Source organism: Flavobacterium melibiosi (genome assembly GCF_048158545.1).
Lineage (GTDB): Bacteria > Bacteroidota > Bacteroidia > Flavobacteriales > Flavobacteriaceae > Flavobacterium > Flavobacterium melibiosi.
Genome location: NZ_JBLNKU010000004.1, coordinates 1 through 16,112 on the forward strand (window position 1 = coordinate 1; position 16,112 = coordinate 16,112).

At 33.2% G+C, this 16,112-nt stretch carries 15 protein-coding genes and 1 pseudogene; 9 read left to right on the plus strand and 7 right to left on the minus strand.

Annotated features, from left to right (window positions below; translation table 11 throughout):
• Positions 1-368 precede the first annotated feature (368 nt).
• The 6 genes and pseudogenes from ACM55F_RS05760 (at position 369) to ACM55F_RS05785 (ending at position 5,904) form a co-directional block, all read left to right on the plus strand.
• Positions 369-1,361: an NADP-dependent oxidoreductase gene (locus ACM55F_RS05760; RefSeq protein WP_416852805.1), complete on the plus strand. Its 993-nt coding sequence runs from the start codon at positions 369-371 to the stop codon at positions 1,359-1,361.
• A 253-nt stretch (positions 1,362-1,614) separates the two neighbouring features.
• The gene (locus ACM55F_RS05765) at positions 1,615-2,055 is read left to right on the plus strand and encodes a nuclear transport factor 2 family protein (protein ID WP_416852806.1); all 441 of its coding nucleotides are present in this window, start codon (positions 1,615-1,617) and stop codon (positions 2,053-2,055) included.
• Positions 2,056-2,153: 98 nt separating this feature from the next.
• Positions 2,154-2,777, plus strand: a complete 624-nt coding sequence (locus ACM55F_RS05770) for a sugar O-acetyltransferase (RefSeq protein WP_416852808.1) — start codon at positions 2,154-2,156, stop codon at positions 2,775-2,777.
• Positions 2,774-3,841 (plus strand): alpha/beta hydrolase, encoded by a 1,068-nt coding sequence (locus tag ACM55F_RS05775; protein WP_416852809.1) that lies wholly within the window; start codon positions 2,774-2,776, stop codon positions 3,839-3,841. The genes ACM55F_RS05770 and ACM55F_RS05775 overlap by 4 nt, the downstream gene beginning before the upstream one ends.
• Positions 3,842-3,912: 71 nt before the next feature.
• Positions 3,913-4,056 (plus strand): annotated as a pseudogene (locus tag ACM55F_RS05780) (2Fe-2S iron-sulfur cluster-binding family protein); the annotation flags it as partial.
• A 222-nt stretch (positions 4,057-4,278) separates the two neighbouring features.
• Positions 4,279-5,904 (plus strand): serine hydrolase domain-containing protein, encoded by a 1,626-nt coding sequence (locus ACM55F_RS05785; protein WP_416852810.1) that lies wholly within the window; start codon positions 4,279-4,281, stop codon positions 5,902-5,904.
• 155 nt (positions 5,905-6,059) lie between these two features.
• Here ACM55F_RS05785 and ACM55F_RS05790 read toward each other — a convergent pair whose 3' ends face one another.
• Both ACM55F_RS05790 and ACM55F_RS05795 read right to left on the minus strand, forming a co-directional pair.
• Complete coding sequence (locus tag ACM55F_RS05790; RefSeq protein ID WP_416852811.1) at positions 6,060-7,073, minus strand: glycosyltransferase family 9 protein; 1,014 nt, start codon at positions 7,071-7,073, stop codon at positions 6,060-6,062.
• Positions 7,074-7,116: 43 nt separating this feature from the next.
• On the minus strand, positions 7,117-7,722 hold the full coding sequence (locus ACM55F_RS05795) for a DUF4254 domain-containing protein (RefSeq protein ID WP_416852812.1): 606 nt from the start codon (positions 7,720-7,722) through the stop codon (positions 7,117-7,119).
• 86 nt (positions 7,723-7,808) lie between these two features.
• Here ACM55F_RS05795 and upp point away from each other — a divergent pair, with 86 nt between their 5' ends.
• Positions 7,809-8,462 (plus strand): uracil phosphoribosyltransferase, encoded by a 654-nt coding sequence (gene upp / locus ACM55F_RS05800; protein WP_416852813.1) that lies wholly within the window; start codon positions 7,809-7,811, stop codon positions 8,460-8,462.
• Here upp and ACM55F_RS05805 read toward each other — a convergent pair.
• Positions 8,457-9,386 (minus strand): DUF6427 family protein, encoded by a 930-nt coding sequence (locus ACM55F_RS05805; protein WP_416852814.1) that lies wholly within the window; start codon positions 9,384-9,386, stop codon positions 8,457-8,459. The two genes, upp and ACM55F_RS05805, sit on opposite strands and share 6 nt — an antisense overlap.
• A 145-nt stretch (positions 9,387-9,531) precedes the next feature.
• On the opposite strand from ACM55F_RS05805, the gene ACM55F_RS05810 reads away from it, so the two are divergent.
• Positions 9,532-9,762 carry a DUF6341 family protein gene (locus ACM55F_RS05810; protein ID WP_416852815.1) on the plus strand — a complete coding sequence of 77 codons (231 nt, stop codon included), beginning with the start codon at positions 9,532-9,534 and terminating at the stop codon, positions 9,760-9,762.
• 35 nt (positions 9,763-9,797) lie between these two features.
• On the opposite strand, the gene purD is transcribed toward ACM55F_RS05810, so the two are convergent.
• A complete protein-coding gene (gene purD / locus ACM55F_RS05815; protein WP_416852816.1) occupies positions 9,798-11,072 on the minus strand; it encodes a phosphoribosylamine--glycine ligase in 1,275 nt (424 codons plus the stop codon).
• Positions 11,073-11,205: 133 nt separating this feature from the next.
• On the opposite strand from purD, the gene ACM55F_RS05820 reads away from it, so the two are divergent.
• Positions 11,206-12,513, plus strand: coding sequence for a phenylacetate--CoA ligase family protein (locus tag ACM55F_RS05820; RefSeq protein WP_416853181.1), 1,308 nt, complete (start codon positions 11,206-11,208; stop codon positions 12,511-12,513).
• Between the two features lie 130 nt (positions 12,514-12,643).
• On the opposite strand, the gene ACM55F_RS05825 is transcribed toward ACM55F_RS05820, so the two are convergent.
• The 3 genes from ACM55F_RS05825 to ACM55F_RS05835 form a co-directional block, all read right to left on the minus strand.
• The gene (locus tag ACM55F_RS05825) at positions 12,644-13,420 is read right to left on the minus strand and encodes a glycosyltransferase family 2 protein (protein WP_416852817.1); all 777 of its coding nucleotides are present in this window, start codon (positions 13,418-13,420) and stop codon (positions 12,644-12,646) included.
• A gap of 1 nt (position 13,421) precedes the next feature.
• Positions 13,422-14,789 (minus strand): undecaprenyl-phosphate glucose phosphotransferase, encoded by a 1,368-nt coding sequence (locus tag ACM55F_RS05830; RefSeq protein WP_416852818.1) that lies wholly within the window; start codon positions 14,787-14,789, stop codon positions 13,422-13,424.
• A gap of 145 nt (positions 14,790-14,934) precedes the next feature.
• On the minus strand, positions 14,935-15,918 hold the full coding sequence (locus tag ACM55F_RS05835; protein WP_416852820.1) for a UDP-glucuronic acid decarboxylase family protein: 984 nt from the start codon (positions 15,916-15,918) through the stop codon (positions 14,935-14,937).
• Between the last annotated feature and the right edge of the window lie 194 nt (positions 15,919-16,112).

Sequence of the window (16,112 nt, forward strand, 5' to 3'; positions counted from 1 at the left end):
TTCACTATATTTGACATAGATATTGGTTTGTTTGGCGACATCAAGATACTGAAATTCAGTATCTTGACCAATATCTAATCCGTTTATTTTACTTCAAATAATTACACCCAACGGGTTATTTAATTCTAATTGATTAATCATCATCAATTAAAAATATTTAGTTGTTTACTTCCACCCACAAAATTAGCACAGAAACCAACTTGCTGTTTTGTTTTAAATGTCAATAATGCATTGTTTAAAATGTCATTATCAAAATCTAGAATCCTTTATATTTTTGACAATCTTAGCAAAGCAATTTTGACATTTTGAACAAAGCAAAAATTTCAAACTGGTTCTACCTTTGACAAATCATTTTAAATACAAAAACAATGAAAGCAATAATTTTAAAAGAAGTAGGAGGTCCTGAAAACTTAATTTTAGCAGAAGTTCCTGTTCCAACAATTAAAGACAACGAAGTCTTAGTTCAAGTAAAAGCAATAAGCATTAATCCAGTAGATGCGTTTGCACGCAGAAACCAAGCTGCATTGGATATGATTTATACCCGAAAAGGTGATGAAGAAAATATTATTCTTGGATGGGATGTTGCCGGTGTGGTAATCGAGACAGGTAAACGGGCAAAAAAATTCAAGCTGGGTGATGAGTTTTTTGGAAATTTTAACTTTATTGGTCAAGCAAATGCGTACGCTGAATTTGTAGCTGCTCCAGAAGAAGAAATGGTAATAAAACCGGCCAATGTAAGCTTTGAACAAGCCGCAGGCGCAACAATGGCTGCTTTGACGGCGTGGGCATCATTAGTGAAGTTTGCCAAAGTAAAAAAAGGAGACAAGGTTATTATCTACGGTGCATCTGGTGGTGTCGGACATTATGCCGTGCAGATTGCGAAGCATTTCGGTGCCTATGTTATCGGTGTCGCCTCTGGTGATAACAAAGATTTTGTTTTGGGTCTGAGAGCGGATGAATTCTTTGATTATAAAACACAAGCAGTGGAAGAATTTATAAATGATGCCGATATCGTGCACGACGCAGTTTGGGTAGAAGGAGATGTAAGCAGTACAGAAGATACCCATTTGGCTCGTTCATTAAAAACACTTAAACACGGAGGAATTTTGTCCAGCATTGTCGTTTACCCTGATCAGCAATTTATAGATAAGGCAAAAGCAAAGAAAAACGTGACCGTTCAGCGAGTAAATGTTACGCCAAACGAAAACTATCTAAAAGACATTGAAAATATTTCTCAACTTTTGTCTACGGGTGAAATTAAAACACATATTTCACACTTGTTTCCTTTGGCAGATATGGCAAAAGCACACGAGATTATACAGACCAAAAATACAGTGGGAAAGATAATTCTCGTTCCATAATTTACGGAATAAGTACTTGATAATAAATTAATTGTAAATTTATTTTATTTTTTGGCGATGAAATGGCAGGCAAATAGAAGATTTCAAATTCTTCTTTTTGCCTGCCTTTAATTTTTAGTTGCAAAAGAAATATTAAGAAAATGTAGTTACTAACCTTTAGGTAACGACTAATAAATTGTTATCAAATATACTATAGTTTTGTTGAGTAATAATAACAAAAATATTTTTCAACATTAATTTAAACAACAAAATTATGACACTAGAAATTTTAAAAACAAAAGAAGAACTTAGAAACTTAATTGATGATTATGCTTATTTAAGCGATGACAAAAAAATCGCTGAGGTGATGGATTTATTCACACCAGATGTTACTTATAAAGTGTATATGGGCGGTGCTTTGGTAGCCAATGTTTCCGGAAGAGAAAATATGGAAAGAGATTTCAACGGTCACGCTTCTCTAGTAAAAACCTATTTTACATTAAACGGACAACACACGGTAAAAATAGATGGCGATACGGCTACTGGCGTTTCTTTTTCTCAAATAAAAATGATTAGAGAGGTTGAAGGAAAAGATGTTTTGACTGATTACAGTGTAAAATATGACGACAGTTATTTGTTTCAAAATGGAAAATGGTTGATAAAAGATCGTATCGGATATTTTCTAATCATCGAAGCAAGACCTATTTCTTCATAAATATTTGAGCTTCTAAGAAAGATTGTTTGAGCCTTACAACAACACTGTTGTGAGGCTTTGTTTTTAAATTTGCTTCATACAATTTAGCTAAATACAGTATGAAAAATTTAGAAACAGATATATTAGAAACAGATATATTAGAAAGATTAAAAACAGGAGAACCAATTCGATTAAATGATTCTGAATATCATAAAATAACAGAAATTGTTACAAGAACTATAAAACTTTCTCAACAATTAAATACTTCTGATAACATTGATGATGCTCGTAAATTTTTAAGTGAGATTATTGGAACAAAAATAGATGAAAGCACAACCATCTTTCCGCCATTTTATACCAATTTCGGAAAGTTTACCAGCATCGGAAAAAACATTTTCATTAATCATGCTTGTTCTTTTTTGGATATGGGAGGAATTACGATAGAAGATGAAGTATTAATTGGTCCGAAAGTAAATCTTATTACAGAAAATCATCCGATAGATCCCAACGATAGAAGAGCTTTAATTACAAAACCTATTACCATAAAACGAAAAGTCTGGATTGGAGCCGGAGCCATCATTTTACCGGGTGTGACTGTTGGTGAAAATTCGATAATCGCAGCTGGAGCAGTAGTTTCTAAAGATGTTCCAGATAATGTAATCGTTGGCGGAATTCCGGCTAAAATCATTAAATCAATTGATTTAAACAGCAATATAAACAATAATAAGATTCAAATAAAATGAAGAAACTCTTAATAATCGCTGTGATTGTATTATTTTTTGGACAGCTTACAGCACAGACAACGCAAAAAAAATCATCAAATAAAAATTTTAAAAAAATGAATAATACAGAACAAGTTCAGCAGTATACTTTTCAATTAAGCGATAAGGTTAGCCGTCAAAAAGTTACTTTTAAAAACCGTTATGGAATTACCTTAACGGGCGATTTGTATCTTCCTAAAAATCGTGAAAGCGAAACATTAGCAGCACTTGCTATTAGTGGTCCGTTTGGTGCAGTAAAGGAGCAATCTTCAGGTCTTTATGCGCAAACAATGGCAGAGCGTGGATTTGCCGCATTGGCATTCGATCCATCTTACACAGGTGAAAGTGGTGGCGAACCTCGTAATGTTGCCTCTCCAGATATTAATACCGAAGATTTTAGTGCAGCGGTGGATTACCTTGGACTTCAATCAGTTATTGACAGAAACAAAATTGGCATTATTGGTATTTGTGGATTTGGCGGTATGGCATTGAATGCCACAGCTGTTGACAAACGTGTTAAGGCTGTGGCCACCACAAGTATGTATGATATGACGAGGGTTATGTCAAAAGGGTATAACGATTCTATGACGCTGGAGCAACGTACGGAAACACTGGATCGATTGAGCCAACAACGCTGGAAAGATGCAGAAAACGGAAAGCCAGCAGCTGGTCCACGTAATTTACCTAAAAAATTAAAAGGGGACGAACCTCAATTTGTAGTGGATTATTTCAATTACTATCGCACTCCCCGGGGTTTTCATCCCAACTCGGTTAATTCAAACGGGGCTTGGTTGGTTACCAATCCATTATCGTTTATGAATATGCCAATTTTAACTTATCTAAAAGAAATCTCTCCAAGACCAATCCTGTTAATTGCTGGAGAAAATGCACATTCACGTTATTTCAGCGAAGACATTTATAAAATGGCTTCCGAACCAAAGGAGTTATTGATTATCCCTAACGCTGTTCACGTGGATTTGTATGATAAAGTGGATATTATTCCATTTGACAAGTTGGAAACATTTTTCAAACAGCACTTAAATTAGGTTATTATTACCTAAAACTTAATCGTATGAAATATGTAGCAACCGTTTTGATTTTAGTTTCATTCACACTTTGTCTGGCTCGTGTTACATCAGGGACTGCCGAAATGACTAAAAACTCCATTCTTACCGATAAAGAAATTGCCGATGGATTGATCTTAACCTGTCAAGCGCATCCCACATCAGAAAGCATTTATGTAGATTATGACGATGTTTAAAAAGTCTAAATGATACCGGAAACTTCTCTGAAAAGGGAAGTTTTTTTATTTTAGGGAGGTTTTGATTTTTACTATATTAGCTGAATACTATTACAATCATAATCTACACCATTTAGGGGAGCCACTCATATATGTTTGATTTTGGGTGGCTTTGTGTGATTTTATCACACTTATATACAAGTTGGCAGCAATTTTAAAACATCAACAAAATAAAGCACTCTTATGAAAAACAGCACATTACTTTATTTATTTTTATTGTTATCCACAGGTTGTGTATCACAAACATTGCAAGATACTATTGCTCTTATTGACAAAGCAATGGGGATTTATTTACCAGAAAATCCGGGCTCACAATTGTCTATAAAAAGAAAGGACAAAATCATTTTCTCAAAAGCTTACGGGAACGCTAACCTTGAACATAATGTTCCCTTAAACCTGACATCTAAAATTGAAGCCGGTTCCGTTTCCAAGCAGTTTACGGCAGCAGCAATCTTATTATTGGAGCAGCAAGGCAAACTATCCTTAAATGATGATGTCAGAAAATATATTCCTGAACTTCCTGTTTACGGAAATATAATCAAGCTCGAACAAATGATGCACCATACCAGTGGCTTGAAAGATTGGGGAGAGATTGCCGGGCTTACGGGATGGGGCAGGTCTACAAAAAACTATACGAATGATGACGCACTGAACATTATTATTGCCCAAAAAACATTGAACAATATGCCCGGAGCAGAATATATTTACAGCAATTCAAACTATAATCTTTTTTCGATTATAGTAGAGCGGGTCAGCAGGCAGAGTTTGGCGGAGTTTACGAAGCAACATATATTTATTCCAGCGGGAATGACAAATACAGAATGGCGGGATGACCATAACAGAATTGTGAAAGACAGGGCTATTGCATACAACCTAACACAAAATGGCTATCAAACATTTATGCCTAATGAAGATGCCTATGGCAACGGCGGTTTGCTTACGACCACTGAAGATTTATTGAAATGGAATGACTTTTATCAGTCGGGTAAATTGGGAATGCCTTCGCTGCTCTCGAAACAGACCAAAACAGAAGCATTCAATAATGGCAAAATGAATGACTATGGCGCAGGTTTGAAAATCAGGAAATTTAAGGGGCGCAACCAAATTATGCATGACGGTTCCACCGCAGGTTATAGAGCCATGTTAGAAATATTTCCTGACATTAATCTTTCAATTGCTTTTCTAAGCAATACCTCTCAGTTTGATGGTTCGAAAACCCAACTGAACAACACTATAAGGAATATTTTTATTTCAGGAATAGAGCCCCCTGAAACCGATAAGAAAGAAACAGCGGAACGTGTTACCGAAACGCTTTTGAATTCGTATGCGGGTTGGTATAAAAATGACAGAACCGGGGCGGGATCTAAAATGGAAGTAAAGGATAAAAATCTGTTCTTTAACAATACTGCATTAATGCCACAATCTGAAAGTACGTTTAAAAATGGGCAGGCATTGATTGAAATAAATAACCAAAAAAGATCACTAAACGCTATCACAAAGACTGATACCGTTTCTTACTCTAAAGTTGAAACTCCTCTCGTCAACAAGGAATACCTTGATCATTATACAGGGAAATATTCTTCTGAGGAAACCAATTCCGCCATTATCATTTCTCAGAAAGACGGGAAGCTCATGCTGAAATTAAAACCAAATAACGAATTCCAATTAAATCCAACTTATAAAGATGCATTTACTATTTCTGATTACGGTGGCAATCTGTATTTTATAAAAAATAAAAAGAAGAAGACAATTGGCATGAAAATAAGCCAGGCAAGGGCAAGAAATATAGAATTCACAAAGTTGGAATAGATATAAATCAGAAAAACTGCAACAGCACAAAACCAACAATTGCTGGTTTTGTGCTAATGGAAAATAAAGCGTTCTAAAAGCCGCAACAGATTGGTAGCCACAAAACGTTAAAAATTCAAAAAATAAATTTATGGATAGTCTACATTACTTGTCTACTAAACCATAAACTGCGACTGAACACTAGAAACAACTTTCTCAACAGCAATCGTTCGCATGGCATCTTCATATCCTTGCACTTTTTTATTTCCATAAACCGAAGTGGGTAATTTTGGAAACAAATTTCTATCGGAAACCAAAGCATTTTCTAAAGGTTGATTAAAAGGCGAAAATCCTGCATAAGGATGCGTTGCGCCCCAAAGCGTAATCACTTTTACACCAAGCATGGCCGCAATATGCGCATTCCCGGAATCCATGGAAAGCATCACATCAAGATTACTGATGAGCTGTAATTCCTGCTTAAATTTGAGTTGCCCTGCCATAGTAATGACATTTTCTTTGTTAGCCGCAAGCGAATCCAAGATTTCAATTTCCTTTTTTCCACCGCCAAAAAGCAAAATGGTATTAGTTGTATCCAAAGCTAATTTATCAATCACTTCCTGCATCAAATCCAACGGATACACTTTAGAATTATATTGTGCAAAAGGAGCAATTCCAATTAATTTTTTGTTGTTTTCTCCAAGAATAATTGAAGTTTCTTTGTCTAAAACTACTTTTTTAGGAAATACAGGATTTGATAAATCAATGGAAAAACCGAGTTGACTGAACACTTCTACATGTCTTTCGAACATCGTTGGCAGTTGCTTGAAAATTTTATTTTCGGGTTGGGTCAATGCTTTTTTTTCGGATCTTCCTTTATCAACTGAAGCTACTTTTTTTCCGCTTAAAGCAAAAAAGTTTCTGACGATTTTAGAGCGCAAAACATTATGTAAATCGGCGAAAGCATCAACATTTCGTTTTTTTAAATCTTGGAACAAACGCAACAATCCAAGAAACCCTTTGTGTCGTTCTTTTTCATCGAAAGCAAAAAAAGAAACGTTGGGAATGGAATCAAAAAAAGGTTTGAAAAATGGTCTGGAAACGACCGTAATTTTAACTTCTGGATGCTGGTTTACAAAAGCGCGTAAAACAGGAACCGTCATGGCGACATCTCCCATTGCGGAAAGCCTCATGACGGTTATATGTTTGATTTTTTGGGACAAATTAAAACGAGAATTACTTCTTGTTTTGGTACAAAACAGGATTCAAATCATCATCATTGTACATTTTCATCTGCTTGTACACTTTCATGAATTTATCTCCATTTTCAATGTCTTTTATTAAGTCATCAATTGCGGTTGACAAATCAGTTCTTTGCTCTAATAAAATATTCAATTTCGCCTGACATTTATCTCTGTGATCTTGGGAAGCTGCTGCACGAGTAGCTTCTTCATTCATGTGATAAATTTTAAGAGCTAGAATCGACAATCTGTCAAAAGCCCAAGCTGGACTTTCTGAGTTGATTTTTGCATTCTCTTTTACTACAACATGACTGTATTTTTGAAGAAAATAACTGTCAATATATTCCACCATGTCCGTGCGCTCTTGATTAGAAGCATCGATTCTTCTTTTCAAAGTCAAAGCTGCAACCGGGTCAATATTTGGATCCCTGATAATATCTTCAAAATGCCATTGCACCGTGTCAATCCAGTTTTTATGATACAATAAATGTTCGAATTTATCCTTTGGAAACGGATTATTTATAGGCTGATCTACATTATCAAATTGATGATAATCTTTAATACTTTGTTCGAAAACTGAATAAGCTAATTTTGAAAACATATCTTTATATATTAAAACGCAAAGATACTTTTTTATACTTTTATAGTTTAAAAAAACTTTAGAAGTTTAATTCCAAAATTAAAACCATGCAAATCCATATTTTATCTGAAAACAATAGTGTTCTGAACCATTTTTTAGGACAAATTAGAAATGTGAATGTTCATAACGACAGCATGCGTTTTCGAAGAAATATTGAACGTATTGGTGAAATAATGGCTTATGAATTGAGTAAAGAACTGCATTATAAAAGCACCGATATTCAAACGCCACTTGGCATCAAGAAAACTACCGAAATTGAAGATAAATTGGTTCTATGCTCCATTTTACGTGCAGGATTGCCTTTACATTTGGGTTTTTTGAACTATTTTGACAATGCAGAAAACGGTTTTATTTCGGCTTTCAGACACCATCCAAACAATGATGATTACTTTGATATTGTAGTGCAATACCAAGCTATTGCTGATATAAATGGCAAAAATGTACTATTGATTGATCCCATGCTTGCCACTGGACAATCTATCGTCGCTGTTTTTAATAAACTAATGGAAAGAGGAACTCCAAAAGAAATTCACATAGCAGTTGTAATTGCAGCACCGGAAGGAATTGCCTATCTTAAAAACTATTTACCGGATACTTGTCATCTTTGGATCGCTTCATTAGACGAAAAACTAAATGAACACAGTTACATCGTTCCAGGGCTTGGAGATGCGGGAGATTTAGCTTTTGGGGAGAAATTATAATTGGGAGAAAAAGGCAAACAAACTACATAGAATAAAAACAAACAATACTAATTCCTGTTTCAATTTTAGCTGCACAATTTCAATATGACTTGTTGCCATGATTGCTAATGGCGCAAAGGTAAATAGCAATAAATCATTACTTTTATTTGAGGAAATCAAGAAAATTACTATTCCAATAAAGAATGAAGCTATTATTTTTTTGAAAGAAACATGTAAAATTTGTGGTCTGTTAGACAATGTGGCAAACATAGAAACAATAAAAAATAATGCGATGGTAGCATAGATCGAAAAAGCCGCATTTTGGTAATTATTGGTAAAATAATCAATCCGGAAATTGACTGTTACACTCCTCATTATGTATTCTATTATATTAACATTGAATACTGCAGCATATAACAAGAAAATAATTACCGCAGTAAAAAAGGCAATAAAAGGCAAGAACCAGTTTCTGTAATCTCTTGAAACGTGGAAAATTATTGATATAAAAACCAATACAATAAAAATAATGCTCCAAAAATGAAATAATGAGGCTAAAAAAATCCACAATGATGCATCAAATATTTTTTCTTTGGAAGCTTTAAGAGACTGCAGCGAAATTAATCGACGAAGGGCTAATAATATAAAAAAATTGGAAACAATTAGGTTCGTGTTGTCTAATACCGAAGGAAAAAAAAGCAACAATAAAAAATAGAAAAAAATGGTGTATGCACTGTCTTTACTGAGTCCGTTTTTTTTGACAATAAAATTTGTTATAAAAACTGAAGCCAATAAAATGCAGAAGAGTGTTACTTTTTTTAAAATTAAAAACAACGAATTAGTCCAAGACAAATCTTGAAATTGGTACATTAAAAAGAAAACCAGCATCAAAATTACAACCAATGAAAAATTTAATGGTGTAGATTTTTTAAAAACACTTGTTATCATAAGGATATTTTATACTTTTGTGTTTGTAAATATAATACTTGTTTAAAAAGGAAACCCTGCAAGTTCAAAAAGATTCTTCATAAAATAAGAACTTTTTAATATACAGAGTTACCTAAAACAATTAATAAAATTAATTTTATACATTATGAAATCATTTTTCGAAGGAATAGAATACTTATTTGTAAATATTTTATTTGCTCCTCTAGACTTTTTACGCACATTAGAACTAAAATCTTGGTTTGTTGCTAATACAATCAACTGGATTTTCATGATTATTTGTGCAGCTGCAATGGTATATTGGATCAAACAATTGAAAATTTTTGAAGACGAAGGAACAGAAAATCAAGATACTACCGCTCACTCTTTCTTAAAATAAGATTTAAAAAAAAGTGAACGATAGATAATTGGAAACTATTTTAAATCGTTTCCAATATCTTTTCTAAAATACATCTTATCAAAATTTAGTTTATCTATATTTTGGTAAGATTTTTTTATGGCCTCTTCAAAATCATTTCCATAAGAAGTTACCGTTAAAACCCTTCCGCCATTCGAAACAACATTTCCATTTTCTAATTTTGTTCCTGCGTGAAAAACAATAGAGTCTTGAATGTTCTCTAATCCTGAAATCACTTTTCCTTTTTCGAAATCTTCAGGATAACCACCAGAAACTACCATAATTGTAGTGGCGCTTCTTTCGTCAATTTCCAGTGTAATCTCATCTAGCTTTTCATTGGCCACAGCCAAAAATAATTCCACTAAATCAGTTTTCAATCTTGGAATAACCACTTCCGTTTCCGGATCGCCCATTCTCACATTGTATTCAATTACGATTGGTTCGTTATTCACATTAATCAATCCAATAAAAACAAATCCTTTGTATGGAATTCCGTCTTTCTGGAAACCGTCAATGGTTGGTTTTACAATTCGTGTTTCAATTTTCTCCATCAAAACAGCGTCAACATAAGGAACTGGAGAAACTGCTCCCATTCCGCCTGTATTTAATCCCGTGTCGCCTTCGCCAATGCGTTTGTAATCTTTGGCAGTTGGCAGGATTTTATAATTTTTTCCGTCAGTAAGAACAAAGCAGCTTAATTCTATTCCGTCAAGGAATTCCTCAATCACGACTTTAGAACTGGCGTCACCAAATTTTTGGTGTACTAACATGTTTCTTAATTCTTCTTTGGCTTCCGCCAAATCGTGAATAATCAAAACACCTTTTCCAGCTGCTAATCCGTCTGCTTTTAAAACATAAGGCGGTTGCAGTGTCTCCAAAAATTCACATCCTTTTTCAACTGTTTCGGCAGTAAAACTATCGTAAGCAGCAGTTGGGATATTATGTTTTATCAAAAATTCTTTGGCAAATTCTTTACTTCCTTCTAATTGAGCACCAATTTTTGATGGTCCAATAACCGGAATGTGTTTTAACTCGGCATCATTTAAAAAGAAATCGTAGATGCCTTTTACTAATGGATCTTCTGGTCCTACAACAACCATTTCTACTTTTTCTTGAAGAACAAAAGCTTTGATAGCGTCAAAATCAGTTGGACTTATATCAATATTGTTAGCTATTGTTGCTGTCCCAGCATTTCCTGGTGCTACAAAAAGTGTGTCGCAAAGCGGACTTTGAATCATTTTCCATGCAAAAGCATGCTCTCTTCCGCCTGAACCCAATAGTAAAATAGTCATGATGTTGTTTTATTTAGTTGTGGTGCAAAAATAATTGCTTTTGAACTTAAAAAATAATTAATTTTCAAAAAGTTGTTGGTTCTTGGTCATTAGTTGTTGGTAAATATTATTTTTGATGAAATATACCCTTAAAATGTTTCGACTTTTCGACTTATCACTGCAACTAAATGGTTTCCCGATGAAGGAAGCCAAAGCCGAATTGCGAAAAATTGTGTCTTTATCCGAAAAAGAACACGAAACTTTCCTTGAAAATAAAAAAGTAGAAATCGTTAATTTTCATTTACAGAATAATCCATTTTATCAGGAGTTAGTTGGTTCAAATGCTACCAACTGGCACGATTTACCCGTTTTAAATAAAAGAAACTTACAAAAACCATTGCTGGAAAGACTTTCGAACGGGTATTCTCCAAAAAACAGTTACGTTAATAAAACATCTGGTTCCAGTGGTGATCCATTTATTTTTGCCAAAGATAAATACAGTCATGCCATAACTTGGGCTTCCAATATTTATCGTTTTGATTGGTACAGAATTGATTTTAACAGTTCGTATCAAGCGCGTTTTTATGGAATTCCAATGGATTTTATTGGCAACAAAAAAGAGCGTTTCAAAGATTTTTTGAGCCATCGTTTTCGGTTTTCCATTTTTGATTTATCGGATTACGTTTTGGAAGGATTTTTGAAACATTTTCGAACCAAAAAATTTGATTACATCAATGGTTATACCAGTTCAATTGTTCTGTTTGCCAAATATTTAAAGAAAAAAAACATCATTCTAAAGGAAATCTGTCCTACTTTAAAAGTATGTATGGTGACTTCCGAAATGCTTTTTGAAGATGATAAAATTCTTTTGGAGCAACAATTTGGAATTCCGATTGTTAATGAATACGGCGCCTCAGAACTAGATTTAATCGCTTTTCAAAATCCTCAAGACGAATGGCAAGTGAATTCAGAAACACTATTTGTAGAGATTTTGGACGAAAATAATCAAGCGGTTCCAAACGGTACTTCAGGCCGAATTGTGATTACTTCCTTATTCAATAAAGCGCATCCGTTTATACGCTATGATATTGGCGATATTGGGATTCTCGACGAAAAAAGCACCTTGAAAAAGCCCGTTCTAAAGAAATTAATTGGAAGAACGAATGATATTGCTCTTTTGCCAAGCGGGAAAAAATCACCTGGATTAACGTTTTACTACGTAACAAAAAGTATCATTGAAGACGACGGTAATGTAAAAGAATTCATAATCAAGCAAACAAAAATTAATACATTTGAAATTAAATATGTGAGTGAAAATGAATTAAATTCGAAACAAATTCAAAAAATAGAGACCGCAATTGCCTTGTATCTGGAACCAAATTTGAAATTTAGTTTTATTAGAAAAAAAGCATTGAAAAGAAGCAAACGAGGAAAATTAAAACAGTTTAAATCGATGATTTGACACATAGACTTACACCATATAAGGTATCTAAGGAAATATAAGTATCAAGTCAAAATTAATTGATAGTTAAACTTACATGAACTTATGTTCCTTATATGGTTTAAAAATTAGGGATTAAAAAATTTCAATGTTAGAATTTAAGTTTCTTAATATAACCCGGTTTTATGATTAATTGCGTGAATAAAAACCCAATCATACAAAAGGACGCAACAACTATATTAAATCCATGAAAAGTCCTGTAAACCGTAAAATTATGCTTCAATAAGTCCAATTTAGAAGCTGAAAGTGAATGCTCTCTAATCCTATAAAAAGCTAGGCTTTCTGGAATAGGCTGTGCCGTTTTTATTTTTTTTAAAATCGTAAGCCATAACATCCAATCTTGGCGCTTCCTAATAGAAGAAATGGTGATTTTATCAAAATAATTCACATCATAAATACCAGTGAGATTCCCAACATAATTACAAAAAAACAGTTGTCTGTAGGAAAGATTTCCAGGCGCTTCCACTCTTTTGTTCAATGGCTTTCCTTCTTCATCAATGCAATCATAAAAGGAGAAAGTAAACGGTAAATTATTGGTTTTAAGAAAATCGATTTGTTTCTCCAGCTTTTGTGGTTTCCACAAATCATCTGCATCCAAAAAAGAAATATACCTTCCTTTGGTTTTAGCCAAAGCCGCGTTCCGGGCAATACCGGTTCCCGAATTTTTTTCGGATTGAAAAAATTTGATTCTATTGTCCTGAAGTGCCATTTTTGTAACAATAGAAACCGTTTCATCTGAAGAACAATCATCCACAATAATCATTTCCCAATTTTTGTAGGTTTGATTCTGAACAGACTGAATTGTTTCAGAAATGAATTTTTCAGAATTAAAAGACGGAGTTATAATTGAGACTAATGGTGTTTCCATTTTAATATGCTTTTTCTTCGCCCTTGAAAATATTAACTATAGTTTGGAAAATTATTTTTAAATCTAGGATAAGAGACCAATTTTCGATGTAAAAAACATCAAATTTTATTCTGTTAATCATATCATCTTCTGTTTCAATTTCGCCACGAAAACCTTTAACTTGAGCTAATCCGGTAATTCCGGGTTTAACGTAGTGGCGTACCATATATTTTTTAACTTTATTTCCATAGGTTTTATTTTGTGCCCAAAGATGTGGCCGCGGACCCACAACTGACATATCGCCAAGTAATACATTTATAAATTGTGGCATTTCATCTATACTTGTCTTTCTCATAAACTTGCCTATTCTAGTAACTCTCGGGTCATTTTTTGAGGCTTCTGTTTCAGTTTTTTTATTGATTTTCATAGAACGAAGTTTATAACAAAAAAACTCGTTTTCATCAATACCAGGTCTTCCTTGTTTAAAAAAAACCGGTCCACTAGATTCTAATTTTATTAAAACAGCTAATAATGGGATTAACCAAGATAAAATAAAAATAAAAATTATAATGGAGAAAACAATATCGAAACCTCTTTTAAACACCTTATTGGCAGGCTCATGCAATATCGTTTTCTTTAAAGAAAGTACTGGGAAAAATTCGTAATAGTCTATTTTTAAGTTTTTTGAAAAAATCTCTTTTGTATCTGGTATAAATTTTATTGTTTTATTGTTTTCATCAGCAAAATCGACCAAATCTTTCAAATATTCATTGGAAATTTCATTTAATGAGCAGTAAATTTCATCTACACAATTTTCAATTACAAAAGGTTTTAAATCTGCTAATTTTCCTTCAATATTTTGATTTGATTTTTTGTCTGAAAAGTAACCTAAAAAACGATATCCATAATCATTTCTTTTTTCAAAAAGATTTTTTAATTGGATTGATTCAGGTGTATATCCAATAATAACGGTACTTCTGTAATTACTTCCTGTCATTATTCTGTATTCTTTTAAATAATAAAACAATAAAAATTTAGAAATAGTAATCAACAATATAACTGATGATATAAACAAGGCAATCATCGTTCCACTAAAAACAGCTTGTTTTGAAAATGGAAAAAAAGCAATGATTATCAAAAGAAATAAAACTTTTTGCTTGATTATTTTCGAAATAATTTCAATAGGTGTTGTGAAACGATATATTTCATAAAATCGTATGAAAAAAGCAGCAGTAATCCATCCTATTGTTTGATAAATAAGATAATGTACAATGTTTAAATCGAGTTCTTTGAAGAAAAACAAGCTTAACACTGAAATAACTATTAGGTCAATTGAAATACTAATAGGTCTAATGTATTTTGAATATCTTCCTACTTGTGATGCCGCCATAATTAACGAATATAACCCATTACTATTTTTTTCATGGGTTCTTTTAAAAAAATTCCTGTTACTATTGAATTGAAATAATCTTAGGTATAATCATGCGATACGGAAACAAAATAGAGAGGCAGTAATTGCCTCAAAATAAATTTCTCTATTTTATATAGCCCGAAAAATCTTTATGTTCTTCTTTAGAAAGTTCATCTTTGGACAATGATTTAAAGTAGTCGTAAGTGATTTTCATTCCTTCAGCACGACCTATTTTGGCTTCCCATCCAAGCAATTCTTTTGCCTTTGTAATATCAGGTTGACGTTGTAATGGATCATTTATTGGCAAAGGAAAGTAAACCACTTTCTGATTAGTTCCTGTCAATTTTATAATTTCATCTGCAAAATCCTTGATGGTAATTTCATCCGGATTACCAATATTTACCGGATAAACATAATCTGAATGCAGTAATCTGAAAATACCTTCGACTTGGTCGTCCACATAACAAAACGAACGGGTTTGCATTCCGTCCCCAAAAATAGTTAAGTCTTCTCCACGAATAGCCTGACCTATAAAAGCGGGAATTACTCGGCCATCATTAAGACGCATTCTTGGACCATAAGTATTAAAAATTCTTACTATTCGAGTTTCAACTCCATGAAAAGTATGGTACGCCATAGTTATGGATTCCTGAAAACGTTTTGCTTCGTCATAAACGCCTCTTGGTCCAATCGTGTTTACATTTCCGTAATATTCTTCCGTTTGCGGATGAACCAATGGATCTCCGTACACTTCAGAAGTAGATGCAATAAGTATTCTCGCCTTTTTAACACGTGCCAATCCTAAAAGATTATGTGTTCCAAGAGAACCCACTTTTAAGGTTTGTATTGGAATTTTTAAATAATCTATTGGACTTGCAGGCGAAGCAAAATGCAGAATATAATCTAGTTGACCCGGAACGTGAACAAATTTGGTGATATCATGATGATAAAATTCAAAATTCTCTAGTTTGAACAAATGTTCTATATTTTTTAAATCTCCCGTAATGAGATTATCCATTCCAATAACAAAATAGCCTTCTTTAATAAAACGGTCACAAAGATGTGATCCTAAAAATCCAGCAGCTCCGGTGATAAGTATTCTTTTCATATTGATTTTATAGTTTGGATACCATAGAAGTAATTTATTAAAAGCAAATAATTACTTCTATCATACAACTCTCTTTGACTTCACAAAGAGGTTTCTGTCAAAAATAAACTTATCATTAGGATTGTGAAAGAAATATAAGCAAAATCTTTTTTTTCATAACCGTTTATCTTCAATCGTTGATGAAGCAATTCAAA